The sequence below is a fragment of the Candidatus Pantoea symbiotica genome (genome assembly GCF_056491525.1).
In genome coordinates this window covers 4,027,799-4,053,948 of record NZ_JBSZHR010000002.1, presented here as the reverse complement: position 1 = coordinate 4,053,948, position 26,150 = coordinate 4,027,799, and the positions used below count along the sequence as shown (strand labels likewise).

Annotated in this window: 26 protein-coding genes; 18 read left to right on the top strand and 8 right to left on the bottom strand. The window is 56.1% G+C overall.

The window, feature by feature from the left end:
* Positions 1 to 180: 180 nt before the first annotated feature.
* Positions 181 to 1,224 carry a virulence RhuM family protein gene (locus ACXIZX_RS19535; RefSeq protein ID WP_479404900.1) on the top strand — a complete coding sequence of 348 codons (1,044 nt, stop codon included), beginning with the start codon at positions 181 to 183 and terminating at the stop codon, positions 1,222 to 1,224.
* A gap of 111 nt (positions 1,225 to 1,335) precedes the next feature.
* Positions 1,336 to 2,184 carry an AraC family transcriptional regulator gene (locus ACXIZX_RS19530; protein ID WP_479404758.1) on the top strand — a complete coding sequence of 283 codons (849 nt, stop codon included), beginning with the start codon at positions 1,336 to 1,338 and terminating at the stop codon, positions 2,182 to 2,184.
* On the opposite strand, the gene ACXIZX_RS19525 is transcribed toward ACXIZX_RS19530, so the two are convergent.
* Both ACXIZX_RS19525 and ACXIZX_RS19520 read right to left on the bottom strand, forming a co-directional pair.
* The gene (locus ACXIZX_RS19525; RefSeq protein ID WP_312664603.1) at positions 2,141 to 2,539 is read right to left on the bottom strand and encodes a helix-turn-helix domain-containing protein; all 399 of its coding nucleotides are present in this window, start codon (positions 2,537 to 2,539) and stop codon (positions 2,141 to 2,143) included. The genes ACXIZX_RS19530 and ACXIZX_RS19525 overlap by 44 nt on opposite strands.
* A 246-nt stretch (positions 2,540 to 2,785) precedes the next feature.
* Positions 2,786 to 3,778 carry a LacI family DNA-binding transcriptional regulator gene (locus ACXIZX_RS19520; protein ID WP_008105264.1) on the bottom strand — a complete coding sequence of 331 codons (993 nt, stop codon included), beginning with the start codon at positions 3,776 to 3,778 and terminating at the stop codon, positions 2,786 to 2,788.
* A 401-nt stretch (positions 3,779 to 4,179) separates the two neighbouring features.
* Between ACXIZX_RS19520 and ACXIZX_RS19515 the strand changes: the two genes are divergently transcribed.
* Positions 4,180 to 5,643, top strand: a complete 1,464-nt coding sequence (locus ACXIZX_RS19515; RefSeq protein ID WP_154195039.1) for a sugar porter family MFS transporter — start codon at positions 4,180 to 4,182, stop codon at positions 5,641 to 5,643.
* A gap of 77 nt (positions 5,644 to 5,720) precedes the next feature.
* Here ACXIZX_RS19515 and ACXIZX_RS19510 read toward each other — a convergent pair whose 3' ends face one another.
* From ACXIZX_RS19510 to ACXIZX_RS19495, 4 genes are all read right to left on the bottom strand, one after another.
* Complete coding sequence (locus ACXIZX_RS19510; RefSeq protein WP_479404757.1) at positions 5,721 to 6,851, bottom strand: ROK family protein; 1,131 nt, start codon at positions 6,849 to 6,851, stop codon at positions 5,721 to 5,723.
* A gap of 8 nt (positions 6,852 to 6,859) precedes the next feature.
* Positions 6,860 to 7,600, bottom strand: a complete 741-nt coding sequence (gene dnaC, locus ACXIZX_RS19505) for a replicative helicase loader DnaC (RefSeq protein WP_007893471.1) — start codon at positions 7,598 to 7,600, stop codon at positions 6,860 to 6,862.
* Positions 7,600 to 8,136 (bottom strand): primosomal protein DnaT, encoded by a 537-nt coding sequence (gene dnaT / locus ACXIZX_RS19500; RefSeq protein WP_008105267.1) that lies wholly within the window; start codon positions 8,134 to 8,136, stop codon positions 7,600 to 7,602. Before dnaT ends, dnaC begins: the two co-directional genes overlap by 1 nt.
* Positions 8,137 to 8,237: 101 nt before the next feature.
* Positions 8,238 to 8,933, bottom strand: a complete 696-nt coding sequence (locus tag ACXIZX_RS19495; protein ID WP_479404756.1) for an autotransporter — start codon at positions 8,931 to 8,933, stop codon at positions 8,238 to 8,240.
* A 140-nt stretch (positions 8,934 to 9,073) separates the two neighbouring features.
* On the opposite strand from ACXIZX_RS19495, the gene ACXIZX_RS19490 reads away from it, so the two are divergent.
* The 9 genes from ACXIZX_RS19490 (at position 9,074) to ACXIZX_RS19450 (ending at position 18,259) form a co-directional block, all read left to right on the top strand.
* Entirely contained in the window at positions 9,074 to 9,634 is a 561-nt protein-coding gene (locus ACXIZX_RS19490; RefSeq protein WP_154156935.1) for a DNA-3-methyladenine glycosylase I, read from the top strand.
* A 109-nt stretch (positions 9,635 to 9,743) separates the two neighbouring features.
* Positions 9,744 to 10,406 carry an OmpA family lipoprotein gene (locus tag ACXIZX_RS19485; protein WP_008105270.1) on the top strand — a complete coding sequence of 221 codons (663 nt, stop codon included), beginning with the start codon at positions 9,744 to 9,746 and terminating at the stop codon, positions 10,404 to 10,406.
* 157 nt (positions 10,407 to 10,563) lie between these two features.
* Positions 10,564 to 11,568: a LacI family DNA-binding transcriptional regulator gene (locus ACXIZX_RS19480; RefSeq protein WP_479404755.1), complete on the top strand. Its 1,005-nt coding sequence runs from the start codon at positions 10,564 to 10,566 to the stop codon at positions 11,566 to 11,568.
* Positions 11,569 to 11,626: 58 nt separating this feature from the next.
* Positions 11,627 to 12,652, top strand: a complete 1,026-nt coding sequence (locus tag ACXIZX_RS19475; protein WP_479404754.1) for a LacI family DNA-binding transcriptional regulator — start codon at positions 11,627 to 11,629, stop codon at positions 12,650 to 12,652.
* Positions 12,653 to 12,777: 125 nt separating this feature from the next.
* Positions 12,778 to 13,524, top strand: coding sequence for a sugar phosphate isomerase/epimerase family protein (locus ACXIZX_RS19470; RefSeq protein ID WP_312666735.1), 747 nt, complete (start codon positions 12,778 to 12,780; stop codon positions 13,522 to 13,524).
* Between the two features lie 10 nt (positions 13,525 to 13,534).
* Complete coding sequence (locus ACXIZX_RS19465) at positions 13,535 to 14,479, top strand: sugar kinase (RefSeq protein ID WP_479404753.1); 945 nt, start codon at positions 13,535 to 13,537, stop codon at positions 14,477 to 14,479.
* Between the two features lie 141 nt (positions 14,480 to 14,620).
* Positions 14,621 to 15,904, top strand: coding sequence for an MFS transporter (locus tag ACXIZX_RS19460; RefSeq protein WP_008105275.1), 1,284 nt, complete (start codon positions 14,621 to 14,623; stop codon positions 15,902 to 15,904).
* A 50-nt stretch (positions 15,905 to 15,954) separates the two neighbouring features.
* Positions 15,955 to 16,929 carry a glyoxylate/hydroxypyruvate reductase GhrB gene (ghrB, locus tag ACXIZX_RS19455; RefSeq protein WP_479404752.1) on the top strand — a complete coding sequence of 325 codons (975 nt, stop codon included), beginning with the start codon at positions 15,955 to 15,957 and terminating at the stop codon, positions 16,927 to 16,929.
* An 82-nt stretch (positions 16,930 to 17,011) separates the two neighbouring features.
* On the top strand, positions 17,012 to 18,259 hold the full coding sequence (locus ACXIZX_RS19450; protein WP_479404751.1) for a valine--pyruvate transaminase: 1,248 nt from the start codon (positions 17,012 to 17,014) through the stop codon (positions 18,257 to 18,259).
* A gap of 63 nt (positions 18,260 to 18,322) precedes the next feature.
* On the opposite strand, the gene ACXIZX_RS19445 is transcribed toward ACXIZX_RS19450, so the two are convergent.
* Positions 18,323 to 19,756, bottom strand: a complete 1,434-nt coding sequence (locus ACXIZX_RS19445; RefSeq protein ID WP_479404750.1) for an aminotransferase-like domain-containing protein — start codon at positions 19,754 to 19,756, stop codon at positions 18,323 to 18,325.
* 212 nt (positions 19,757 to 19,968) lie between these two features.
* On the opposite strand from ACXIZX_RS19445, the gene ACXIZX_RS19440 reads away from it, so the two are divergent.
* From ACXIZX_RS19440 to ACXIZX_RS19415, 6 genes are read left to right on the top strand one after another with little or no spacing between them, the layout of a single operon-like run.
* Complete coding sequence (locus ACXIZX_RS19440; protein WP_479404749.1) at positions 19,969 to 21,435, top strand: hypothetical protein; 1,467 nt, start codon at positions 19,969 to 19,971, stop codon at positions 21,433 to 21,435.
* A 17-nt stretch (positions 21,436 to 21,452) separates the two neighbouring features.
* Entirely contained in the window at positions 21,453 to 22,730 is a 1,278-nt protein-coding gene (locus tag ACXIZX_RS19435) for an ATP-grasp domain-containing protein (protein WP_479404748.1), read from the top strand.
* The gene (locus ACXIZX_RS19430) at positions 22,718 to 23,425 is read left to right on the top strand and encodes a class II glutamine amidotransferase (RefSeq protein WP_479404747.1); all 708 of its coding nucleotides are present in this window, start codon (positions 22,718 to 22,720) and stop codon (positions 23,423 to 23,425) included. The genes ACXIZX_RS19435 and ACXIZX_RS19430 overlap by 13 nt, the downstream gene beginning before the upstream one ends.
* A 5-nt stretch (positions 23,426 to 23,430) precedes the next feature.
* Positions 23,431 to 24,231, top strand: coding sequence for a 2OG-Fe(II)-dependent halogenase WelO5 family protein (locus ACXIZX_RS19425; protein ID WP_154156943.1), 801 nt, complete (start codon positions 23,431 to 23,433; stop codon positions 24,229 to 24,231).
* A gap of 27 nt (positions 24,232 to 24,258) precedes the next feature.
* Entirely contained in the window at positions 24,259 to 24,759 is a 501-nt protein-coding gene (locus ACXIZX_RS19420; protein WP_008105283.1) for a YbaK/EbsC family protein, read from the top strand.
* A 21-nt stretch (positions 24,760 to 24,780) separates the two neighbouring features.
* Complete coding sequence (locus ACXIZX_RS19415) at positions 24,781 to 25,686, top strand: EamA family transporter (protein WP_154156945.1); 906 nt, start codon at positions 24,781 to 24,783, stop codon at positions 25,684 to 25,686.
* Between the two features lie 47 nt (positions 25,687 to 25,733).
* Here the strand turns inward: ACXIZX_RS19415 and ibpA are convergent, their stop codons facing one another.
* On the bottom strand, positions 25,734 to 26,147 hold the full coding sequence (gene ibpA / locus ACXIZX_RS19410) for a small heat shock chaperone IbpA (RefSeq protein WP_008105285.1): 414 nt from the start codon (positions 26,145 to 26,147) through the stop codon (positions 25,734 to 25,736).
* Positions 26,148 to 26,150: the final 3 nt, after the last annotated feature.

Sequence of the window (26,150 nt, the reverse complement as noted above, 5' to 3'; positions counted from 1 at the left end):
GTGAAGGAAGGTGGATAGGTTAACTGTAGACGCTGTTAGTGAGGTTGTAATTGTGGAGCACCTTAACCATTCATCGGTTTGGCTCCATTGCAGTTGGTAAAATAATCGCCAATCGACTAATGAGCTTCATTGCGTCTCTCTGGCATACTGTGCACCAGATCCTATAAGAGCGGAGGCGACATGTCAGAAGAGCAATCCACACCATCACCAGCAGGCGAATTTGTCATGTTTGCGAGCGGCGATGGGAAAGTGCGAGTTGAATGTCGCTTCGAGCAGGAATCGCTTTGGCTTTCACAAGCATCTATCGCCACCCTTTACCAAATTACGCCACAAGCCATTACGCAGCACATTAAAGCGATCTATGAAGAAGGCGAACTTGAACAAAACGCAACCTGTAAGTCTTACTTACAAGTTCAACAGGAAGGAACTCGTCAAGTCAGCCGCAATACCCTTCATTACAATCTGCCAATCATTCTCGCCATCGGTTATCGCGTCCGCTCAGCACGCGGTACTCAGTTCCGCCAATGGGCAACGCAAACCCTGCAAGAATATTTGATCAAAGGTTTTGTGATGGACGACGAGCGGCTGAAAAATCCGCCGGTGGGTTCATCCGCTGTGCCTGACTATTTCGATGAAATGCTGGAGCGTATTCGCGATATTCGCGCCAGTGAGCGGCGAATGTATTTACGCGTTCGCGAGATTTTTGCCTTAGCGGCTGACTATCAACCTTCCCTCAAAGAGACCACGCAGTTTTTTCAAACCATCCAGAACAAATTGCACTTTGCCTGTACCGGTTATACCGCTGCCGAGCTGATTCATTTGCGTGCTGACGCCAGCCAACCTCATATGGGATTGACGAGTTTTAAAGGTGAAGAGGTGCGCAGAAGCGATGTCACCGTGGCTAAAAATTATCTGGTTCAGGACGAAGTGAGCGAGCTCAATCGCGTGGTAACGATGTGGCTGGATTTTGCCGAAGACCAGGCGCGCCGTCGCCAGCAGGTTTTTCTTCGCGATTGGCAGAGCAAACTCGATCAATTTCTGCAATTTAACGATCGCGATGTGCTGCAAGGCGAGGGTTCAATCAGTAAGAAAATGGCCGATGAAAAAGCACAGGCTGAATACGGTGAATTCGCCGATCAACAGCGTCGTCTGAAAGAGTCAGAAGGTGAAAAGAACATTGCCGGTTTGCTGCAGTGGCAACCAAGCCCAAAGAAATCGAAATGATCGCCGCTGAGCCGCATCCCGCCCTTTCGCGCCTCAACTTATACGCGCCCACGCTTTACTTCCCCACCAATCTCCGCCACTTTGCTCGTTCATCGCATTGTGGAGCCTGGCATGTTAATCCATCCAACCGATACTCTGACTTTCTCGGGCAATCCGCGCCAGGCTGAGCTGCGTCAGCGCCTGCTGGAGCCGGATGCGCCGAAAGTGATTGCCGCTGCGTTAGCGAAACAGCTGGACCGTGAAACCTTAACTCATCGCCACGCCGCCGGGCAGCTCTTCTGTTTGAAACAGGGATTGATGACGGTGAAAACGCCGTCCGGTATTTTCGCCAATCCGCCGCGACTGGTGGGCTGGATTCCGCCCTACTTTGAACATGCGATCATCGGGCCGGGACGGGTGCTTGGCTGGACGGTATTGGTTGACGATGCGCTGGCCGCGCCATTACCGGATCATCCGGTCCTGCTTTCCTGCCCGTCAGTGCTGGAGCCGCTGGCGGAAAGGCTGGCAACCTTGTCGCCCGATCACTGGGGCAGCGCGCGCTACAATCGCCTGAGCGAGGTGTTTCTGGATGAATTGTATGAATCGACTGAACATCCGCTGACGTTACCGTTGCCGACGGAACCGCGCTTACTGCAGATTGCACGCCTGTTGATGGACGATCCCTCCGATACGCGCACCGGGCCAGAACTGGCGCGCTGGGCCGGACTCAGCCCGCGCAGTTTAAGCCGCCATTGGGCCAGTGCAGTCGGCATGAGTTTAACGCGCTATCGCCAGGTTTCACGTTTACTCAAATCACTGGAAGGATTAGCGGCGGGCAAAAGTGTGCAGCAAGTGGCATGGCAGGTCGGATTCGATAGCGTTAGCAGCTATATCAGCGCTTTTCGCAGCGCGTTTGGTTCAACGCCAGGCAAATACTTTACGCCGCCAGCCGACTCTGCGGATGCAAAAACAGCAAGCTAGCAGGTCCATCTATCTCCGGCAAAGTGTGCTGATATTTACGACGAAACGCGCCGGGCGGCAGATCGAACATGCGGCGGAAGGTGCGGCAATAAGTTTGCTGCGAGTCGAAGCCATATTTAATGGCGATATCCATCAGCGGCGTATTGCTGTTCAACAGCGCGATCACCGAAGCCGTTAACTTGCGCTCGCGAATATAGGTACCGAGCGCCACGCCGGTGTAACTGCGAAACAGCCGCTGCAGATGCCACTGCGAATACCCGGCGCGTCGCGCCACGGTTTCCAGAATGAGTTTCTGCTCAATATTGTCCTCAATCCAGAGCATCAGTTGCTGCATAAAGGCGGCGTGCATATCCATCTTTCCTCCTGATGTCGAAATGAAAACCGGACGGATATCCGGCAAGTGGCAAGCATTATAGAAAGCCGCTCGCTGGCTATGTGATGGTCAAAAGCCAATAAATAACGATAACTCGCCAATTTATGGCTGCGCCACATCCAGTTCGATGGTTGTCAAAACGAGAGGGATTTGTCATCACGGGACGCTCGCCACTAGATGGGCAGGGAAATCCTTTTCCGCTGCTTCATCTGCGCTATGCGCGGTGAATTAAATAGTCGCACCCATTGAGAGGCGATAATGCAGGTCGACCTGCTCGATGGTGGGCTGCTGGTTGATCTTTTTCAGGATGATCTCCGTCGCCACTTTTCCCATCTCAAAGCGCGGCGTGATCACGCTGGCTAAGCGTGGCGTGGTTGCCTGGCCGATTTCCAGCCCGTGAAAACCGGCAATCGCCATCGCTTGCGGCACGGCAATGCGCGCCGCCTGACACTCCTGCAGTACGCCGACCGCCAGATCATCATTGGTACAAAGAATCGCATCCATCTCCGGATAAAGCTGGCGCGCCAGCGTCATCATGCCGGTGCCAATCGATACCGATGAGACCTTATTTGGCACAATCCGACCTGCGGGCAAACCGGCCGCTTCAACCGCATCGCGATAACCGGCGTAACGCTGCTCATCACGACGATCGGACATCGAACCAAAGTAGATAACGCGCTGTTTGCCGCTGGCCAGTAGCATTGCCGTCATATCGTAGCCGGCGCGATAGTTATCGAAGCCAACATTGATGCGCCCGCGCGCTTCGGTCAATCCCATCACTTCCGCCACCGGAATGTTGGCAGCATTAAGATATTTTTCCGCGCGCACGGTGTGCACTGATTCGGTCAGGATCAGGCCTTTGATGTTAAAGGCTAAAACCGTGGCGATCTGCTCCTCTTCACGCTGGGCGTTGTAGTCGTAATTGACCACAAGCGTTTGATAACCCTGCGCGCTGGTCACCGATTCAATGCCCGCCAGCAGATCGGCAAAGATTTGATTATTAAAGGAAGGAATTAACACGCCGATACGCGGTGGGTTCTGCTTGGTCGCCGCGACATTATCGGTATCCGCGACGTAGCCAATTTCGGCAATCACGCTGGCGATCTTCTCCGCCGTTTCCGTTTTGACCTTTTCCGGCGTGCGCAGATAGCGGCTTACCGTCATTTTGGTGACGCCCGCCAGGGTAGCAATATCGTCCAGAGTGATGCGCTGCGTTTTCATTACGGCGTCCGCAAAGAGGGGCTGAGAATCAACGTATTATGCCCGTTGCCTGTTAAAAAATGAAACGCGCCCGTGCGCTAAGTCGGGTGAAATAAAATCGGCAAATCAGCTTGCATAACAGAATGAAAATTCCAATAAAAAGCAAACTTTGCAATGTCCATACAAAGTGAATTGATGAAAAACCTATCATTTCATTAGGCTATAAATATGCCCCTGACGACTTATTCGGCAATTTTCGCAACCCTCTTCACACTTTTCGGAAAAAATGATCCAAAAACCATCATTTAGAACATATATTCCAACACGAAGACCTCGCGTGAATAAAAGTTGAACATCTAAACCTACACCACCCTCTTTCTGAACAAGCAACGTTCAGGCCGTAGAGACAAGGGGCTATAACAATGGATACCAGGCAAAAACGCTACAACATGAAGTATGTCATTCTCTGCTGTACTGTCGCGGCATTCGGCGGTCTGCTGATGGGATATGACTCTTCGATTATCTCCGGTGCAATCGAACCCTTAAGTGAATATTTCCAGTTATCGCCCGCTGAAACCGGCTGGGCCGTTTCCAATATCCTGCTCGGCAGTTTGATCGGCTGCTTTATGGCACCGCGCCTCAGCGACAAACTGGGACGCAAAAAATCCCTCGCCATCACCGCCCTGCTGTTTACCGTTTCGGTGATCGGGACCGCGCTGGCGCATAACTTCACCGTGTTCGTCATCTTCCGCATGATTGGTGGATTGGCAATTGGTCTGGCGTCGGTGATTTCGCCTATCTATCTGGCCGAGCTGTCGCCTTCTAAGTTTCGTGGCCGTACCACCGCGCTGTATGCGGTGTGCTGCGTCGGCGGACAATCGGTGGTGTTGCTGACCAACTACTTCATCACCAAATCCACCTTGCCTGACGTGATGATCAATATGGGCTGGCGCTACATCCTCGCCACGGCGCTGGTACCGTGCGCGCTGTTTATCCTGTTCATCGCCTTTATCCCGGAATCGCCGCGCTGGAACGTGCTGAAAGGTAAGTACGATGAAGCGCTGGATACGCTGACCAAAATCTCAAACCGCGAGCATGCCGAGAGCGTGTTCAACGAAATCAAACATTCGTTTTCTGATAAAACCGCGCAGCAACACAAATCGCGTCTGCGTCTGGATAAAACCACCATTCCACTGTTGATCGTCGGTATCGGTTTGGCGGTGGGTAACCAGATCAGCGGCATCAACGTGATTCAGTACTTTGGGCCAACCTTGCTGAAAAATGTCGCGGGCAGCACGGACTCAGCGCTGCTGCAAACCTTCTGGCTGTCGATTTGTCAGTTCATTGGCGTGCTGGCGGGGATGATGCTGATCGATAAAGTCGGTCGTCGTAAGCTGCTGCTGCTGGGTGCCATCACCTCCTGCGTGTGCCTGACCTACTCCTTCATCGCCTTCTATTACCACTTGCCGGGCATGCTGGCGGTGATTGGCCTGTTCGCGTACATGATTTTCTTCGGTATGACGTGGGGCCAGATCGTCTGGACGGTGCTGGGCGAAGTGTTCCCAACCGAGATTCGTTCGATTTGCGTGGGGATTTCCATCTGCGCGATGTCGATGGCCAACTTTGTTATCAGCAGTACCTTCCCGATCATGAACAGCAGCCCGATGCTGCTGGATATGTTCCACGGTGGCTTCCCGCTGTTGCTGTTTGCGATTTTCTCGCTGGGGATGTACTTCTTCACCTTCCGCTATCTGCCAGAAACTGCCGGCGTGTCGCTTGAGAAGATTCATGCGCTGGTGCTGCGTAAATTTAACGTCGAAGCAGAGTTGCCGGAGACGACGTCCACGGCGAAAGCGAGCGAGTCGTTTGATATTCCAAGGCATTAATCGATGAGGGTGCGCATTTATGCGCACCTGGTCGCCATAAATGGCGACCCTACGAGATCATTGATGGCGCGCTTTTTTTAACTCAGGCGTTCGTACTGCTCAATTACCGCCAGCGCTAAGCCGTTGGCCGGATCAATACGCAGCGGCAGGAAATGCAGCGCGGTGTGGGCAAAGGTAAAGGCCAGCGTACCGGCCTGCGCTGCCTGCTGCACCGCCTGCACAAACGCCGGCTGCGCATTCCACGGCCCATCAATAATGATGCTGGCCGGATTCACCAACTGCATCACCTGACTCAACGCGTTGCCCAAATGGGTGCCCGCCTGCGTCATCACCTCTTTCAGGATTTCCGGCTCGCTATCGCCATTCTGCCAACGCAGGCCCGGTTTGCGTTTTGCCAGCTGCTGCTGAATGGCCGGTTTGCTCACCAGCGTTTCAAGACAACCTAAGCGTCCGCAGCTACAACGTTCGCCGTTGGGTTGCACCGTAAGATGGCCGATCTCACCCGCCGTCCAGCTGCTGCCGGTAAACACTTCGCCCTGTTCCACCAGCGCGCCGCCCAATCCTTCAGAGATACGCAGATAGAAATGGCTTTGCGACTTATTCAGTTCGAGTTGCTGCACCGAAAGCAGCGCGGCGGCTTTGACGTTATTCATGATGCGCAGCGGCAGCGGCATCTCGTGGCTGAGAATGGTCATTACATCCACATTCTGCCAGCCAAGATGGGCGGAAAAATGCACCCAGCCACGATGGGGATCGATGATGCCGGGGAAGCCAATCGCCACGCCGAGCAGTTCAGGATGCGCTGCGTGCAAGGTCTGACACACTTCCACCAGCTCATGCAGCAACTGCTCGGGATCGCTGGTTTCCGTGCGCCAGGTTTGCTCAGCAATCACCTGCGAGTAGTAGTCACACACGCGCCAGTGAATCGCCTGACGCTCCACCATGATGCCCGCACTTTTCAGCTTTTCCGCGCGCAGCGAGATTTCAATTTTAGGGCGGCCCGCAGAAGCCACGCTGACCGGGCCGAGCTCATTGATCAGCCCGGCTTCCAGCAAATCATCAACAATCAATGAAACGGTGTTTTTGCTCAGCTCGAGCGCTAATGCCAGATCCTGGCGGGAGGTGATGCGAGTGGTACGCAGTTGCGTCATCACCCGCTTCAGGTTGTTCAGACGAAGTAGTGCTGGACCTTTACCGGCTGCTTTCATAGCACTCCTCAATACTCATCACCGCGCACACGGCTGCGATAACTTTCCCAGTCAAAGCGCACCCACAAGCTGTTGCCGAGGCGCATACGATCCATCACGCGTTCACCCAGCAGCGAATTCATGCCCGCCGGATCGAGGTTGGATAACATGCCGGTCGGGCGTTTCGACGATGAGCGGCGATCGACAATCTGATTGATGATCACTTTTTCATAGCGCGATTCGCTCTGCATGCCGATCTCATCGATCACCAGCAGATCCACATGGCTGAGATCGTGCAGCAGGCGCTCTTCGGTTAAATCGCTGCCGCCGCTGAAAGTGCCCTTCATGCTCGACATCAAGTCGGCGACGGTGACAATCAGTACGCTTTTACCGCGAATAATCAGATCGTTACCAATCGCCGCCGCAAGGTGGTTTTTACCGGTGCCGGGACGACCGGAAAAAACAAAGCTAGAGATGCTATTTTCAAATCCAGCGGCGTATTCGCGTGCCATCGCCAGCGCTTTACGCTGCCCATCATTTTCCACGCGATAGTTGTCGAACGAGCAGTTCATGTGCAGCTCGCGGATGCCCGAGCGCCCCATGATGCGCTGCATTTTCATCGCGCGGTTTTCCCGCACAATCGCTTCCGAGCGCAAACGGCCCTGCTCCTGATTCCAGGCCAGCAGCTCCGCGCCGTTTTTGAATTTCGGCTGCACTTCGGACGGCATCATCTTTTTCAGGCGGCTAAAAAGATCGTTCGGCGTTTTCATTACTCACCTCGGAATCCATCGGGAATATCGTAATCAGTATTGCTGATTTGCGTGAGATCGCGCTTTGGCTGCCCGCCATTGGCGGCGCGATTCATCTGCACGCTGCGCGCTAACTTTTGCTGCCACTGCACATGATGGAACAAACGGCCTTCTGCCTGCCAGTACGCCACAAACGTGGCCAGCTCGGCGGCAGTAACGGCTTCACTCAATGCCACGCCCCAGATGGCGGCCTGACGCTGAAAATCACTGTCCGGCTGCCAGCCTTCATACATCGCGAACTTGCCAACCGGTGTAGCGATAGGCGCGCTATCGGTCTGAAACAGACTCTCATCCAGCGTGACATCATTGGGCTGCTGCGCGGCGGCTTCCAGCGCCAGCAGCTGCGCCAGACGCTGCGGCGTAAGCGCATAAAACGCCGGCGTATTGTTATGCAGCACCGCCAGCGTGCCGTTATCGGCCTGCTGCAGCACGGCAAGCGGGTCATGGCAGAAGCCATCCAGCCCCACCAACGTTGAAGATAAGATTTTGACTGACATGAAGAAACCTGACGTTAACCAGCATGGTGCGCCGGGCGGTAAATTCAGCCCGACGTAATACGCTCAGTGTAACTGTTTTAGCGCGGCGGATCGCGCGCGATTTAGAAGCTGGCGCTGACGCCAAGACTGTAGATGAACTGCTCGCCGCTGGTCACTGCGCCGGTTTGCGCGAAGGAAGCAAAGGCGGCCATATTTTGCCCGAGCGGCATATTGGCGCCGACGCTGACATCCACCCAATTGTTTTCCCGGCCATTGATGTCATCAGCGTGTTCACGGGTGGGTGAAGGCAGCTCTTCATTCACCAGATGGCTGTAGCTCACCTGCGCCCACGGCGATATCCAGCCAAAGCTGGAATCCACGCGCCAGCCAAGCGAGGCAATGTGCTCGGCATTATTGCTGTCCACGCGTTCGCACTTCGGGCAGCTCAAAGTCGAATCATCTACCGCAAACTGCGCCACCGGCCCGGTGCTCACCGCTTCACTCATCGGCATCGACCAACCGGCCGAATAGCGATTCACAAAGGGCGCGGCACCGACGCTGGCGGTTTCACTGTGCATTACCATCGCGTAGTCGTTCGGCGAATTGAGCGCGGCGTCAAACAGGTTGGCATCGGGATTTTCTGTCAACATCAGATGATTACTGGAAATTTTTTCAGCAAGTATTGCGTTGTAATCGGGCGCGCTATTCTGGCTCGACTGATCAAAGGCATAGGCATTCCCGGCCAGAAAAAATAGCCACCAACCGCTAAAAGCCAGCGCAATTTTGTGCTGGCCTGTCCGCTGACTTTTCTGCAACATGAAGGACTCCTGACGAGCCGGGAAGAGATGGGCGTTTAGGTTTTATAAGATCTATATCGGCGCCCGTTGTATAACTATTAATCGAATTTGCCATACGTCAAGGGAACTATCGCTATTTCATATGCTAAGGGAGTGATGCAATGCAACGTTGTGGCTGGGTAACTGAGGATCCACTGTATCTGGCGTACCACGATAAAGAGTGGGGCGTGCCGCAAACCGATAAGCGAGTCTTATTTGAAATGGTCTGTCTTGAAGGCCAGCAGGCGGGGCTTTCATGGATTACCGTGCTGAAAAAACGCGAAAATTACCGCCGCGCATTCCATGAATTCGATCCTGATGCCGTGGCGTTGATGGATGAAAGCGACATGGAACGCCTCATGCAAAATGCGGGACTGATTCGCCATCGCGGTAAGCTTGAGGCGATCATCAACAATGCACGCGCTTTGCTGGCGCTGGAAGCCACCGGAGAGGACTTTTCGCGCTTTATCTGGTCTTTTGTCGACCATACGCCGATTTTGCACCGTTACGCGAATTACAAAGACGCGCCAACCACCTCCGAGCCCGCCATTGCGCTCTCTAAGGCACTTAAGAAGCGTGGTTTTAAATTCGTCGGCCCAACAACCTGCCACTCATTTCTACAGGCCTGCGGCTTAATTAACGATCATCAAACCAGCTGTTTCTGCCATCCTGATAATCTTTAAAGCAAAAGTTTACAAATTAAGACTGACCCTCACGCATTTCCCCATAATTGAACGGCATAATAGTGCCGTTTTGGGACTTTTCCCCGTTTAAATCTGTGAGGGATTTTTCATGAATAAGCGTATTTTGGCGCTGACCTTGTTACTGAGCGGCAGCCTCGCGCTGTCGGGTTGTACCACCAATCCTTATACCGGCGAATCGCAGGCGGGCAAATCGGGCATCGGCGCCGGTTTAGGTGCGGTGTTAGGCGCGGGCGTGGGCGTGCTGTCGTCGTCGAAGAAAGATCGCGGTAAAGGCGCGCTGATTGGCGCGGCATCCGGCGCTGCACTGGGCGGCGGCGCGGGTTATTACATGGATGTGCAGGAAGCGAAACTGCGCGACAAAATGCGCGGCACCGGCGTCAGCGTGACGCGTCAGGGCGACAACATCGTGCTCAACATGCCAAATAACGTTACCTTTGATTCCAACAGCAGCAATCTGAAACCGGCGGGCGCCAACACCCTGACCGGCGTTGCGATGGTGCTGAAAGAGTATCCAAAAACCGCCGTGAATGTGGTGGGCTACACCGACAGCACCGGCACGCGCGCGCTGAATATGCGCCTGTCACAGCAGCGTGCTGACAGCGTCGCCAGCGGTCTGATTCTGCAGGGCGTGGCGCAGAACCGCCTGCGTACTCAGGGTTTAGGCCCGGATAATCCGGTCGCCAGCAACAGCACCGAAGACGGTAAAGCACAGAACCGTCGCGTTGAGATCACCCTCAGTCCGCTGAGCTAAAAGTAGAGCCGATCTGCGCCAGCAGATCGGCTTTTATCACAGTTTTACGCCACTTTTGACGCCATCTTTGTCAGAAAAAGCTAAAAAATTCGTAACTGATAGAGCCGCCTTTTCCTTTATGCTAGCGTGATCAAAAATTGATCAATGGGACGCTATCATGTCACTGAAAGCCATCGCCGCTACCCTTGGCCTCTCTGTTACTACCGTGAGCCGGGCGCTAAATGGCTATGATGATGTAGCGGCCGTCACACGCAAACGCATTGAAGACGAAGCGCAAGCGCGCGGTTATCGCCCCAACGATGCGGCCCGCCGCCTGAAAACCGGACGCGCCAATGCGGTTGGTCTGCTCTTTCCCATCAGCCACGCCTCGCTCAATGACAGCTATTACAGCCAAATGCTGCTGACGCTGGATCAACGTCTCGCGCAGCACGATATTGATCTGCTGTTGCTACCCGATAAACCGCAAGAGCTACAACGCAAGCTGATTCGTATGCTGCGTAGCGGCGCCATCGATGCCCTGATTTTAACCCACACCATGCCGCAGGATGCGCGTTTGCAACGCCTGCAACAGAAAGGTTTCCGCTTCCTGACGCTCGGTCGCAGCGAGTTGCCGCTGCCGTACGCGTGGATAGATTACGATAATCACGCCGGTACTTTTCTCGCGGCAGAACACTGCCTGCAACAAGGATGGCCGCGTCTGGCTTATCTCGGCAGTAACGAATCGGCAACGTACATCTTCGATCGCCGCCAGGGATTTATTGATGCGCTGATTCAGCATCAGGCGCCGGTCGATCAATCTCTGATGGCGGCGTTGCCCGCCACGCGTCGATCCGGCTACCAGCAAACCAATGTCTGGCTGGCCCAAGGCGATGCGCCGCAGGCGATCATCACCGATTGCAGCACGCTGGGTGAAGGAGCCGCGATTGCGCTGCAGCAAGCCGCCCGCCTGAAGGGTGCGCAGGCGATTCCGCTGTATGTGTATGATGGATTGCCGCCCGATTCGATTGTCGATCAGCCGGTAAATGCTATTCTGCAATCATCCCAGCAGCAGATTGGCGAGCGCATCGCCGAAATGGTGCTGCAACTGCTCGATGATGCACCGCTGAGCGAGCTGCAAACGCTCTGGCAACCGGTGCTGCGACTCACTTCTGACGCGCAATGATTGCGCCTGGCCCGAGCTGTGTTAGTCTTCGCCTGTTTCTTTTCAGCAGGTGTAAGCAATGAAAACCAGGCCGCCACGAGCCACAATCAGTGACGTTGCCCGTACGGCAAAAACCGGTAAAACCAGCGTTTCCCGCTATCTGAATGGCGAAGTGAATCTGCTCTCGCCCGATCTCAAAGCCCGTATCGAACAGGCCATCGCCGAACTCAACTATCGTCCCAGCCAGATGGCGCGTGGACTGAAACGCGGTCGCACACGTTTGATCGGCCTGATCATTGCTGACATCACCAATCCTTACTCGGTTGACGTGTTGAGCGGCATCGAAGCGGCGTGCCGTGCGCAGGGTTTTACTCTGCTGATGTGTAACACCAACAACGAAGTCGATCTCGAACAGCATTATCTGCAACTGCTAAGCAGTTATCAGGTGGAAGGCATTGTGGTCAATGCCGTGGGCATGCATGAAGAAGTTCTCAATCGGCTGCAACAGTCGATGCTGCCGATGGTGTTGATCGACCGAAAAATCCCCGATTTCGCCTGCGATATGGTGGGGCTCAACAACGTTGAAGCCTCCACAATTGCCACCCAACATTTACTGGATAACGGCTATCAAGCCCTGCTCTTCCTCAGCGAGCCGCTCGGCAGCGTCAACACGCGCCGCGAACGTCTGCGCGCTTTCTACGACACGGTGAAAAGTGCGCCACAGATTGCGGCAGAGAACGCCGAAGTGGCGCTGCATCAGCCCGACGCGCTGGAAAAACAGCTGCGCGATTTCCATCAGCGCCATGCAGATAAACGCTGTGCGGTGATTGCCGCCAATGGCGCGCTGACCTTGCAAGTGGCGCGCGCGCTGCAGCGTCTTGAGCTGCGCTGGGGCGAAGCGATTGGCCTGCTGGGCTTTGATGAGCTGGAATGGGCGGCACTGGCGGGCGTCGGCATCACCACGTTAAAACAGCCCACCTGGCAGATTGGCTACGCCGCGCTGGAACAAGTCATTGCACGCATCGAAGGCAGCGAGCAATCGATCAGCGAACAGCTTTTCTCCGGCGAGCTGATCGTGCGCGGCTCTAGCCAGCCGCTGCGCTAACCTCCCCTTTTATGGCTCACTTCGTGAGCATGATCATAATTTCACGGTCTGCCCCTTCTCTTTGGAACCGGTTCCATTTAGGTTTTTTATAACGAATGGGATGTGGTCATGCCCGGAGAAACGTGATGAAACCAGAAATTATTGTTGTAACTGCCGCATACGGCGCGCAGAAAGTAGCGGAATTGGGTGGCCAGGCCGCGCTGTTACCGCTGATCAAACAGGCGGGCGCGGATGGCGTCGAAATCCGTCGCGAGCTGTTCAACGAAAACGAACTTTGCTTGCTGCACGCACTCGGCAATGCGATTTCCCAGCATCAGCTGAGCGCCAGCTATTCCGTGCCCGAAGCGCTGTGGCTGGATGATGGCGCGCTGAATCCGCGTCTGGCGCAGTTCCTGCAGGAAGCTGAACAAATCGGTGCTAAGCGCCTGAAAGTGGCGCTCGGCCATTTTGTTGAACTCGATGCCAGCACGCTGCGCGATGTGTTGAAAGCCTCAACGGTGACGCTGGTGGTGGAGAACGATCAAACCCCGGACAGCAAACTGGCGCCGATGCTGCGCTTCTTCCATCAGGCCTGCGATGCCGCATTGCCGCTGGATATGACCTTCGATATGGGCAACTGGCAGTGGACCGGTGAAGACGGTTTGCAGGCCGCTGCGCAACTCAGCCGCTACGTTAGCTATATTCACGTTAAAACGGCGGTGCCGCACGGCGAGACTTTCCGCGCTATCGCGCTGGATCAGGCCGACGATAGCTGGCGTTCACTGCTGAACGCGCTGCCAACCGACGCGCCGCGCGGCATCGAATTCCCGCTGGAAGGCGCGGATTTGCTGGCGGTCACGCGTCATTACGTTGACCTGCTGCGTGCAGCGTAAGGAGCCGTTGATGACGCAAAGAACGCTGGATGTGGTGACGATTGGCGAAGCGATGGCGATGTTTATCGCCCAGCAAACTGGCGATCTCGCCGCAGCGGAAGGCTTCGTCAAACGCATTGCCGGAGCCGAACTCAACGTGGCGATTGGCCTGGCGCGTCTCGGTTTGAACGTAGGCTGGGTGAGCCGCGTCGGCGATGACAGCTTTGGTCGCTTCACGCTGCAGCAGCTGGAAAAAGAGGGCGTCGATCACCGCTGCGTCACCACCGACGCACGCTATCGCACCGGCTTCCAGCTCAAATCCCGCGTCGATGACGGCTCCGATCCGGAAGTGGAATATTTTCGCAAAGGCTCCGCCGCCAGCCATCTGTCGCCCGACGATTTCAACGATGACTACTTTGGCAGCGCGCGCCATCTGCATTTAAGCGGCGTGGCGGCGGCGATCTCTGACAGCTCTCTTGCCCTGGCACAACACGCGGCCAAAGAGATGCGCGCGCGGGGTAAAACCATCTCCTTCGATCCCAACCTTCGCCCGGTGTTATGGCGTAGCGAAGAGGAGATGCGTAAGCAACTCAATCATCTGGCGGAATACGCCGATTGGGTGCTGCCGGGCGAAAAAGAGGGTTTGATTCTTACCGGTTATCGCCAGCCGGAAGCCATCGCCGATTTCTACCTCGATAAAGGGGTAAAAGCGGTAGTGATCAAAACCGGTGGCGACGGCGCCTGGTACAAAACCGCTGACGGTCAGCAAGGCCAGGTCGCACCGATTCGCGTTGAGAACGTGGTCGATACTGTCGGTGCCGGCGACGGCTTTGCTGTTGGGCTGATCAGCGCGTTGCTGGAAGGAAAATCCCTGCCGCAGGCGATTCTGCGCGGTAATAAAATCGGTTCGCTGGCGATTCAGGTTGCTGGCGACAGCGAAGGCCTGCCGACGCGTGCGGCGTTGGGCGATTATTGATATTCACGGTGGAAGATGCGTTTTGTAGGGTCGCCATTCATGGCGACCTCCCGACAAAGATTTAAAAATACCTGTACCTACTACAACTATATTGCGAGGCGCATCCACTGAATGCGTCCACCTCAACCAGAGGAGTCACCCATGAAATCGCAGACAATCGCGCCAAAACGCTGGTGGTTTATCATGCCCATCGTGTTTATCACCTACAGTCTGGCGTATCTGGACCGGGCGAACTTCAGCTTCGCCTCTGCCGCAGGGATAAATGACGATCTCGGCATCACCAAAGGCATGTCATCGCTGCTGGGCGCCCTGTTCTTCCTTGGCTACTTCTTCTTCCAGATCCCCGGCGCGCTGTATGCCGAACGTCGCAGCGTGAAGAAACTGATTTTCTGGTGCCTGATTTTATGGGGCGGCTGCGCCTCGCTAACCGGCGTGGTGAGCAACATTCCAATGCTGGCGGCAATCCGCTTTGTGCTCGGCGTGGTGGAAGCGGCGGTGATGCCGGCGATGCTGATTTATATCAGCAACTGGTTTACCAAATCCGAGCGTTCGCGCGCCAATACCTTCCTGATCCTCGGTAATCCGGTGACGGTGCTGTGGATGTCGGTGGTCTCCGGCTATCTGATTGAATCCTTTGGCTGGCGCGAGATGTTTATCTTCGAAGGCATCCCGGCAGTGATCTGGGCGGTTGCCTGGTGGTTCCTGGTACAGGACAAACCGGCCCAGGCCAAATGGATGAGTGAAAGCGAGAAAGCCGCGCTGCAGGCGCAACTGCAAAAAGAGCAGGAAGGCATTAAAGCGGTACGTAACTACGGTGAAGCGTTCCGTAATCGCAACGTGATCCTGCTGTGCCTGCAATATTTTGCCTGGAGCATCGGCGTGTACGGTTTTGTACTGTGGCTGCCGTCTATTCTGCGTAACGGTTCGCAGATGGGCATGGTGGAAGCCGGCTGGTTGTCTGCAGTGCCGTATCTGGTGGCGACCATTGCGATGATCGTGGTGTCGTGGGCGTCCGATAAAACTCAGAACCGTAAACTGTTTGTCTGGCCGCTGCTGCTGATTGGCGCGCTGGCGTTCCTCGGTTCGTATCTGGTCGGTTCCAGCAACTTCTGGCTGTCGTATACGCTGCTGGTGATTGCCGGTGGTGCGATGTATGCGCCGTACGGTCCGTTCTTCGCCATCATTCCGGAGATGTTGCCGCGCAACGTTGCCGGTGGTGCGATGGCGCTGATCAACAGCATGGGCGCACTTGGTTCCTTCGTCGGATCGTGGATTGTAGGCTATCTTAATGGCGCGACCGGTTCGCCTGCCGCCTCCTACATTTTCATGGGTGCTGCGCTGTTGGCCTCGGTCTGGCTGACGTTAATCGTCAAACCGGCGCAGAATAAAACATCGCCGCCGATGCATGGCGCTAAGCACGCGTAATCAATTCGGGAGGCCTCAAGGCCTCCTCACCATTTCATAGGGAGCAAAAGATGAAACCTGCTGTGATTCTTTATAAGAGCCTGCCAGATGACCTGCGCACCAAGCTGGATGCCCATTTCACCGTCACTGAAGTGCATGATATTTCCCCGGAAACTATCCAGAAACACGCGGCGCAGTTCGAACAGGCGCAAGGTTTGCTCGGCTCTGGCGGCAAAGTGGATGGCGCGCTGCTGGCAAAAATGCCCGCACTGCGCGCCTGCTCCACCGTGTCGGTGGGTTACGATAACTTCAACGTCGACGCGCTGAATCAACGCAAGGTGTTACTGATGCATACGCCAACCGTGCTGACCGAAACCGTCGCCGACACCATGATGGCGTTGGTGCTAAGCACCGCGCGTCGCGTAACCGAGCTGGATAAGTGGGTCAAAGCTGGCGAGTGGAAAAAGAGCATCGGCCCGGATCATTTTGGCATCGATGTGCACCACAAAACCCTCGGCATCCTCGGCATGGGCCGCATCGGCCTGGCGCTGGCGCAGCGTGCGCACTTTGGCTTTGGCATGAACATTCTTTATAACGCGCGCCGTCAGCATGAAGAGGCGGAAACGCGCTTTGGTGCGCGTGCCTGCGATCTGGAAACCTTGCTGAAAGAGAGTGATTTTGTCTGCATCAGCCTGCCGCTGACCGAACAGACGCACCATATGATTGGCGCGGCGCAGCTCAAGTTGATGAAGCCAAGCGCAATTCTGATCAACGCCGGTCGCGGTCCGGTGGTGGATGAGCAGGCGCTGACTGCGGCGCTGAAAGACGGCACCATCCACGCCGCTGGTCTGGATGTGTTCGAAGTTGAACCGGTGCCTGCCGATGCCGAGATTTTGACGCTGCCAAACGTAGTGGCGCTGCCGCACATCGGTTCTGCCACGCATGAAACCCGTTACGGCATGGCGCGCGACGCGGTAGATAACCTGATCGCCGCCCTGAGCGGCAAAGTCGAGAAAAACTGCGTTAACCCGCAGATCCAAGGCTAAGCTTGCTGCTTTACCCATTGCGCCTGCCAGCGGCGGGCGCTATGGTGGTTCCCCATTCGATTTCACAACGTTTTAACTTCCTATGTCCTTTTCTCAGTTCGGCGACAAATTTACTCAACACTCCGGCATCTCACGTCTGATGGAAGACATGGGTGAAGGCCTGCGCACGCCCGGCACCATCATGCTTGGCGGTGGTAATCCGGCGCAGATCCCGGCGATGAATGACTATTTCAACCAGTTGCTGATGCAGATGCATCAGGACGGCAAGCTGAGCGAAGCGCTGTGCAACTACGATGGTCCGCGCGGCAAAGCGCTGCTGCTGGATGCGCTGGCGAAGATGCTGCGTGACGAACTTGGCTGGCCATTAACCGCGCAAAACATCGCGCTGACCAACGGCAGCCAGAGCGCGTTCTTCTATCTCTTCAATCTGTTCGCCGGACGTCGCGCCGACGGCAGCAAAAAGCGCGTGCTGTTCCCGCTGGCACCGGAATATCTCGGCTACGCCGATGCCGGTCTGGAAGAGGATCTGTTTGTCTCTGCCAAGCCCAACATTGAGCTGCTGCCGGAAGGCCAGTTCAAATATCACGTCGATTTCGATCATCTGCCGCTGAATGACGATGTCGGCTTGATTTGCGTATCGCGCCCGACCAACCCAACCGGCAACGTCATCACCGATGACGAACTGCTGCAGCTGGATGCGCTGGCGCAGCAGCACGGCGTACCGCTGCTGATTGATAACGCCTACGGCGTGCCGTTCCCCGGCATCATCTTTAGCGAAGCGCGCCCGCTGTGGAATCCCAATACCATTCTGTGCATGAGCCTGTCGAAACTCGGCCTGCCGGGCGCACGTTGCGGCATTATCGTCGCCGATGAGAGCACAATCGCCGCAATTGGCAACATGAACGGGATTATCAGTCTGGCACCGGGCAGCATCGGCCCTGCGATTGCCAATGAGATGATTGTGCGCGGGGATTTGCTGCGTCTGTCGGAAGAGGTGATTAAGCCGTTCTATCAGGCCAAAGTAGGCGAAACGATTGCGATTCTGCGCCGCTATCTGCCGGAAGATCGCTGCCTGATTCATAAACCCGAAGGCGCGATTTTCCTCTGGCTGTGGTTCCGCGATCTGCCGATCAGCACCGAAACACTGTATCAGCGCCTGAAGGCGCGCGGCGTGCTGATGGTGCCCGGCCACTTCTTCTTCCCCGGCCTGGAACATGCATGGCCGCACACCCATCAATGCATGCGCATGAATTATGTGCCGGATGCTGAGAAAATTGAGCGCGCGGTGCAGATACTGGCGGAAGAGCTGGAAGCTGCATTTAGCGATTAATCGGCAGGTCGCCGATAATCGTGCTGTGTTCGGCCAGGTCGCCATAAATGGCGACCCTACAACTCAATTCGCCGGCAACGACAACTGGCACCACTGCGCCAGTTGCTGAATCGCCTGCTCTACTTCGGCATTCCAGCCAAACCCGGCATTGAGTCGAAAACAGTGATCGTAGCGGTGATCGGTGGCGAAAATGTGGCCCGGCGCGATCCCGATGCCCGCATTACGCGCCTTGAGAAACAGCGCGCGCACATTCAGCGCGCCGATCGGCATTTCCACCCACAACACATAGCCGCCTTCGGGATCAGAAACCCGCGTGCCCGGCGGGAAGTAGCGCAGCACCGCCTGACGCATATGCTGGATTTGATTCTTCAACTCGCGCCGTAGCTTACGCAGATGCGCATCGTAGCCGCCGCTGCGCAGCAGCTCGGCAATCGCCGCTTGTGACAATACCGACGTGCCCATGCTGGTGGTGTATTTCAGCGAGGCGATTTTGCGCATGTAGTTGCTGCTGTGCACCCAGCCAATGCGAATGCCCGGCGCGACCGTTTTCGAGAAGCCGCTGCACAAAATAGCGTTCGGGCTGAAGGCGCGCATCGGGAACGGACGACGTTCGCCGAATGCGGTATCGCCGAAGATATCATCCTCAATGATCACCACATCGTTCTCGTCGGCCTGACGCGCGATATAGGCTTTCTGCTCGTTGGGAATGCTTTTGCCCAGCGGATTATTAATGTTGTTGATGGTGAGATAGGCCTGCACCGCCTTACGCTGGAACAGCGCGGTGAGTTTCTCCACATTAACATAGCCTTCCGGCCCGGCTTCCACCTCAATTACCCGCAGATTGAGGTTATGCAGCATCTGCAGCAGCACGAAATAGCAGGGCGATTCCACCGCGACGATATCGCCTGGCCGCGTGGTGGCGCGCAAGGCCAGCGATATCGCTTCGATGCAACCATTGGTGATCAGAATGTCATCGGCGTTGATATTGCAGCCATAATCCACCGCGCGGCGCGCAATTTCATTTTTCAGCGGCGCATAGCCGGTGCCCTTCACGGTGTTGCCCAGCAACGCCGGTTTGCTGTATCCCATCTGGCGCATCAGCAAACCAATCTTCTTCACCGGATAGAGTGAGATATCGCCGTTGGCCAGATCCAGCCGCACGCGGCAGTCTGAACCGAGCATCGCCAGATGCAACTCGGTTTGCTCGTCGAGCGGCGCCACTTCGCGCGCTTGCTCGTTGATCACCGTGGGAAACGTTTTATTAGCAGGCTGCGGAGCGACAAAAAAACCGGACTTGGGACGCGCCACCGCGTAGTGCTCATCCTCAAGGGTCCGTAATGTTTTCAGCGCGGTGGTCATGCTGACGCTGTACTGCGTCGCCAGCGTGCGCACCGACGGTAAACGGCTGTCGGGCGGCAGCGAGCCGCTGTGAATGGCTTGTTTTATCTGCTCTGCGATTTGACGGTAACGACTGCCCTGTTCCGTTTCACCCGCCATCTGTTCCACCCTATTTCGTCCGGATCTGTGCGTTTTCACCAGATTACATTCAAAGTACTTTAGGCTGCATTAGTTAATTGATAACCATACGCATTAGTTGCAGTGCCGCTTCCGACTAAAAAATTCATTCCGTAGCACCTTCGTGGCCCATTTCCCGTCTGTTGCCGCCAGCACGGCAACAGCGACTTTATTAGCCAAAGGATGAAGTGAAAATGAATAATCTGTCCACCATGATGCGAGAGATTAGTGGATATCTCACCCCGACGATTATCGATTCTGCGCAACACTGTTCACGTCGTTTATTGGCCGCACTTCCCGATGCCGCGCACCCGGAAAATAACCGCGTGCTGCTGGCCTACGGCGGCGGCAAAGACAGCAGCTATATGGTGGCGTACGTGCGCTACATTCAGGGGCTGATCTGGCAGCAGCACGGCAGCACCTTTCAGCTGCGCATCAGCACCAACCGTCATGCGGCGATGAACGACAGCGTGATGGAGAATATCGATCGCGTATACCGCGCGCTGCACATCCTTGATGATGACTTTACCGAATGTCTGGTGACCGACGGCCTGCAAATCCGTCACTTCGATCGTCATTTACCGATGCCCGACAGCGTGCGCCAGCAAAATCGCAACGATGTGCTGATGAATGGCCACCGCTTCCGCGCCGATGCGCGATCCACCTTTTGTAACGCCTGCAATCTCAGCATGGTGAACTCGTTTGGCCTGGCAGCGCATTACGACGGTGGCGTTGATGTGATCATCACCGGCGATTCGCCGCAGGAACAAACCGCTTATCTGGCGTGGGCGCGCCATCTTTCGCGGCTGTTTGATGCGCCGGTGGCAGATAAATCGCGCGGCTTTAGCGGCTTCCTGCAGACGCTGGATGGCGTGGCCGAGCGCTATTTCGCCGATATCTACGGTGCCGATCAGGTGACGCCCGCGCACCGCATTACCTGGCAGCTGGCACGCGATCCGCTGTTCTTCAACATCTATCAAGACACCGCGTATGAAGCCGGCGCGCACTGGGCGCTGCTGACCGAATTTATGCATTTCCGCTTTGATGAGCTGATGTTCAGCTTCTCCGAATCGGACTGCGGTAACCCGACGTTAATGGCACATATTCGCGGTCTGCGAGCGGAGACGCTGTTGCAGCGTAGCTACGCCGAAGGCATTCGCGAATATGTGCGCTTTGCGCTCGGGCTGATGGTGAAAAAGGATTTCCCGCCGCAGCTGATCGATGAGATGGCGGCACGCTATCAGGACGATGAGGCGATTAAGCGCGCCCGCCAGCGCGCTGCGCAGTTCGCCGAACAAGCATTTGGCCTCAATGAAACCCAACTGGTTTGCATGATCTATTCGCCGTTTATCACCGAAGGCCATCAGCTGAAAAGCTGGCTGCAGCAGCTGGTCGATGCGCCGGACGAAGCGGCGGTGCGCGCCCTGCTGCGCGGCGAAAGCGACGATCTGTTGCTGGCGCAGCAGCTGGAGCAACTTTCTGGTTTGACCGTGGCGCAGATGCGTCACTGCTGGCGCAGCGCGCAGGTGAGTTCACTGCTGGACGATCAGCGCGGCGATGCGCTTTCGCGCGTGCTGCGTTTTGACCCGCACAAAGCAGTGATTCAGGTGAATAACGGTGTGATGCAAGACGTCGTCACTGAAGTGATCTCCGGGCGTTAACCCGGTAAGGCAACGCGATGAGAAAGATTTTCCTGCAGATTGGCGCCACCCGCGACGGACAAAATCCTTACTGCGCGGTGGCCAAACGCGAGGGCTACTTTACCGTGCTGGCGGAGATGGGCGACTTCGTCGATTACCAATCGCTGAGCATCCCGTTGCCGTTCGATCTGATTGTGCGGCTCGATCGCCCGGAAAATCCATGGGATGTGCTGCAAGCCTGTTTGCATGCCGGGTTGATGGAGCATCCTCACGTGGTGCTGGCTGGCTTTGAAGCCTACAACGCCAGCGCCGGCCGCGTGCGCGAACTGCTGGCGGGGCCCGACGCCGGTGTGAGCTTTATTCCGCCGGATAAGTACGCGCAGCGCATGGCGTTACGTAAAGCCTGGCAGCGCTTTCCGCAGCCGGAATTTCGCTTTTTTGCCTCGCCGCTCAGCATTCGGGACGCGCGTGAAGCGCTGCTCTATCCCTGCGTGATTAAGCCGGTTGATGGCGGCGGCGGGCTTGGTATCTGGCTGGTGAAAGAGGCCAGCCAGCTTGATGCGGTGATTGGCAAACTGGTCGATACCATGAATTACGGCGGACGCGGCTTCAGCGGATTTATCGTTGAGAGCTGGCTGGCGGGCGATGAGTATTCGCTGCAAGGCGTGGTGGCGGACGGCCACGCCGTGGCTCTGACGTGCTGCCAAAAGGTGATCGAACACCATAGCGATGCCGATGGCTGCGTCAGTTTTTACGAATCCGGTCATGTGGCGCTGGCGGCGCAACAGCTGCCCGCCAGCTTTACCAGCCTGATGAGCTTCTGCTGCGAAACCTTCGGCTATCGTCAGGGCGCGTTTCATATCGACTTTATTTTGGTCAACGGCGAACCGCACTTCCTCGAAATGGGCTTCCGCCTTTCCGGCATGGGCGTGGTGAATTTGGTGCAGGAAGTTACCGGCATCAACTGGGCAGAAGTGGCGTTTCACATTGAAGCCGGTCACGGCATGCCGCCGCTGCATTTCCCGCCGCAGCCGCAGGCGGTGGGCCGCGTGCGTTTGCGTCAGCGCTTGCAGTATGACGCGGCTGAACGCTGGATCGAACAGCATCAACGCGGTCAGCTGTTGCCGCCGCTCAATCTGCCCGCGCTGGCGGTTTCGCCGCGCTCTTCGCTGTATGCCGATTTAACCCGCCACGCCGGCATTCTCGCCACCTTCCGCCTCGCAGCCACCAGCCGCGACGAAATTTTGGCGGTGTTCCATCAGATTCTTGAGGTCTCATCGCTCACCACACGGAGAGATTTACTATGTGCAGAATGATTGTGGCGCACGGCCAATTTGATGCCGCTGCGGTGCTGGACGCCGCGCGTGCCATGAGCTGCGGTGAAACCGCCACGCACGAAGGTCCGATTAAACAGCATCCCAACGGTTGGGGCTGTTTATGGCTAGAACAAGGGCACATTCGCACGCTGCACGGCACCGGCACCTTCGCCGATGCGCTGCCGACCATTGATGTTGATCGCCTGCGCGGCCGCTTTCTGGCGGTGCATGTACGCCACGCCACGCTGAGCAAAAATCACGGTATCGAATTTTCCCATCCGCTGTGGCGCACCAGCGGCGCAACGCAGTGGTACATGATGCATAACGGTTTTTTGCCCACCGTGTATCAGCAATTGGGTATGCCGGAGTCGCGTTTCGATTCCGCAGAGTATCTCGAATATATGGTGGATCGCGCCACGCCCGCCGATTTCACCCGCGATTATCTGCGCGACAAGATGGCGCAAGTCGCACCGGGCGGCAGTTCGGCCAACGCCATTTTTGTCACCCGCGATAAAGCCTGGGCGTGGCAATGGCATCCCGACGATACGCCCTATCCCAACTATTTCACGCTGCATCGCTTACAGAACAACAACACCACTTTCATCTCTTCTGAACCTATTTCAGCACTGGGCACGGCGTCTGAATGGCGTCGTATGAGTAACCATGAACTTCATGAATTTCCTATTGGGGAGTGATCAACATGGCGATTTTCAATCAGATCCGCGTTATTCATCCGAACATGTTTGTGGAAAGCACCTGGCTGGATGACATCGTCACCGCGCGCGTGCCGCTGCTGGTGTTACGTAACTTCCTCACGCCGGACGTGCGCGCAGCGGTGGTGGACGATTTGCAGCAGTGCCGCGAACAGGTGCGAGTGTCGCACTATCCAAACGGCGCGCTGACCACGCTCGGTCCTTATCTGGCAAAGCACACCGCTGCGCCGGAGAACTACTTCACCGAGCTGCGCGATATTCAGCCCGCGCTGCCGCCGTCGCTGCACTGCCTGCGCGATCAGATCTACAACTGGGTTAAGCACGCGCTGCGCCTGGAAAGCCTGCAAACCGCTAACGAACCTGAATTGGGCGATTACGCCGGTTCGATTGTGCGCTTCCACGCAAACGGCGTCGCCAATCCCCTGCATAACGACAACATCGTGCGCGATGCCGCCGGCAGCGGATTGGCGGTGACCCACATCCTGCATCAACTCAGCTGCGTGGTCTGTTTGCAGGAGTGCAACGCCGGCGGCGAGCTGCGCATCTTCAATAAGAAGTGGCAGCCGGTGGACGAGTACTACAAAACGCCGGGCGAGCTCGGTTATCAAACCGGCGTTATTGAGCACAGCGAGGTGTGCGAGTTCTCACCGCGCAGTGGCGATATCTATCTGTTTAACCCTGCGTTTTATCACGAAATTGATCGCGTGGAAGGCGACACGCGCATCACCATGGGCTTCTTCTTTGGCCTGACCGACAAAAAAATGAAACACGCCATCGCCTGGAGTTAACGCCAGGTTTTCGACGAGGAGACGAGCATGAATACCTATGAAAAAGTAGCGGCCCTGCTGGATCAGCATCAGGCGCGTTATCGCGTGGTGGAGCATGAAGCCATCGGCCAGACCGACCTGATTAGCGAGATTCGCGGTAACGATCTCAATCAGGCGGCCAAAGCGATGGTGCTGGAAGTGACGATGCCGGATGGCGCAGATGCGCGCTATCTGCTGGCGATTGTGCCGGGCGACTGCAAGATCAACTTCAAGAGCGCCGCACGCGCCATTGGCGGCAAGAAGTCGAGCTTTGCGCCGCCAGAGAAAGCGCAGGAGTTAACCCAGTGCGTGATGGGCGCGGTGCCGCCGTTTAGTTTTGATGACCGGCTGGCGCTGCGCGTCGATGCGCGCCTGCGCGACGTCGGCACGCTGTGGTTCAACGCGGGCGCACTGGATCGCTCCATTGCCTTACAGGTGGATGATTTCTTTAAGATTGTCGGTGAAGAATGTTGTGCCGAGATCGCGACACCGGTAACGGCAACTGCCTGATTACGGCAGGAAGGAATGAGTATGTCAGTTAAAGATATGTTGTTAGCCCTGCTGGTTGTGGTGGCGTGGGGCGTGAATTTTGTGGTGATTAAGCTGGGCCTGCAGGACATGCCGCCCTTCTTGCTGGCGGGATTACGTTTTAGCCTGGTGGCGTTTCCGGCGATCTTGTTTGTGAAGCGTCCGGCGATTCCGCTGCGCTGGCTGATCGTTTATGGCATGACCATCAGCTTTGGCCAGTTCGCCTTTCTGTTCCTCGCCATCAAGCTGGGCATGCCGGCAGGATTGGCGTCGCTGGTGCTGCAGGCGCAGGCCTTTTTCACCTTGCTGTTAGGCGCGCTGTTCCTGGCGGAGAAGCTGCGCTGGAATCACATCGCCGGCATTTTAGTGGCGACGCTCGGCATGTTTATGCTGGCGACCGCAGGCATGGAAGGCCAAACCACCGCGGGCATTACGCTCACCACCATGATGCTGACGCTGGCTGCGGCGCTGTCGTGGGGGCTCGGCAATATCACCAACAAAATCATTTTGCGTAACCGCAAAGTGCCGGTGATGTCGCTGGTGGTGTGGAGTGCGCTGGTGCCGATAGTGCCGTTTTTTGCCTGCTCGTGGCTGTTCGATGGCGAAGCGGCGATTGTCACCAGCCTGCTGCACATCTCGCTGCAAACGGTGTTGGCGCTGATCTATCTCGCCTTTATCGCCACCATTGTCGGCTACGCGATTTGGGGCAACCTGCTGAGTCGCTATGAAACCTGGCGCGTGGCTCCGTTATCGCTGCTGGTGCCGGTGGTGGGAATTCTCAGCGCGGCGCTGATTCTCGGTGAAACCTTGTCGATTCAGCAGATGATCGGGGTTTCAGTGATCATCCTTGGCCTGCTGGTGAACGTGTTTGGCGGCATGGTCAGTCAGCGATTATTGGTGCGCACCTAAACAAAAACGCCGCTTTTCAGCGGCGTTTTTTTCAACTCAGATCCTGATTACAGGATTTCGATACGACGCGGTTTCGCCTCTTCCGGGACGATGCGTACTAAATCGATGCTCAGCAGACCATTTTCCAGACGCGCATCGCGCACGGTGATGTGATCGGCCAGCTGGAATTTGCGCTCGAAGTTACGCTCGGCGATGCCCTGATACAGGTACTTACGCTCCGGCTGCTCTTCAGGATGCGCACCGCGCACCACCAGCACGTTGTCATGCGAGGTGATATCTAACTCGCTCTGGGCAAAGCCAGCCACGGCAATGGTGATACGGTAAAAATTCTCATCCACCAGCTCAACGTTATACGGAGGATAGCCACCATTGGCCTGGTTTTGGTTGGACTCAAGCAGGTTAAACAGGCGATCAAAACCAATGGCAGAACGATAAAGTGGAGAGAGATCAAAATTACGCATAAT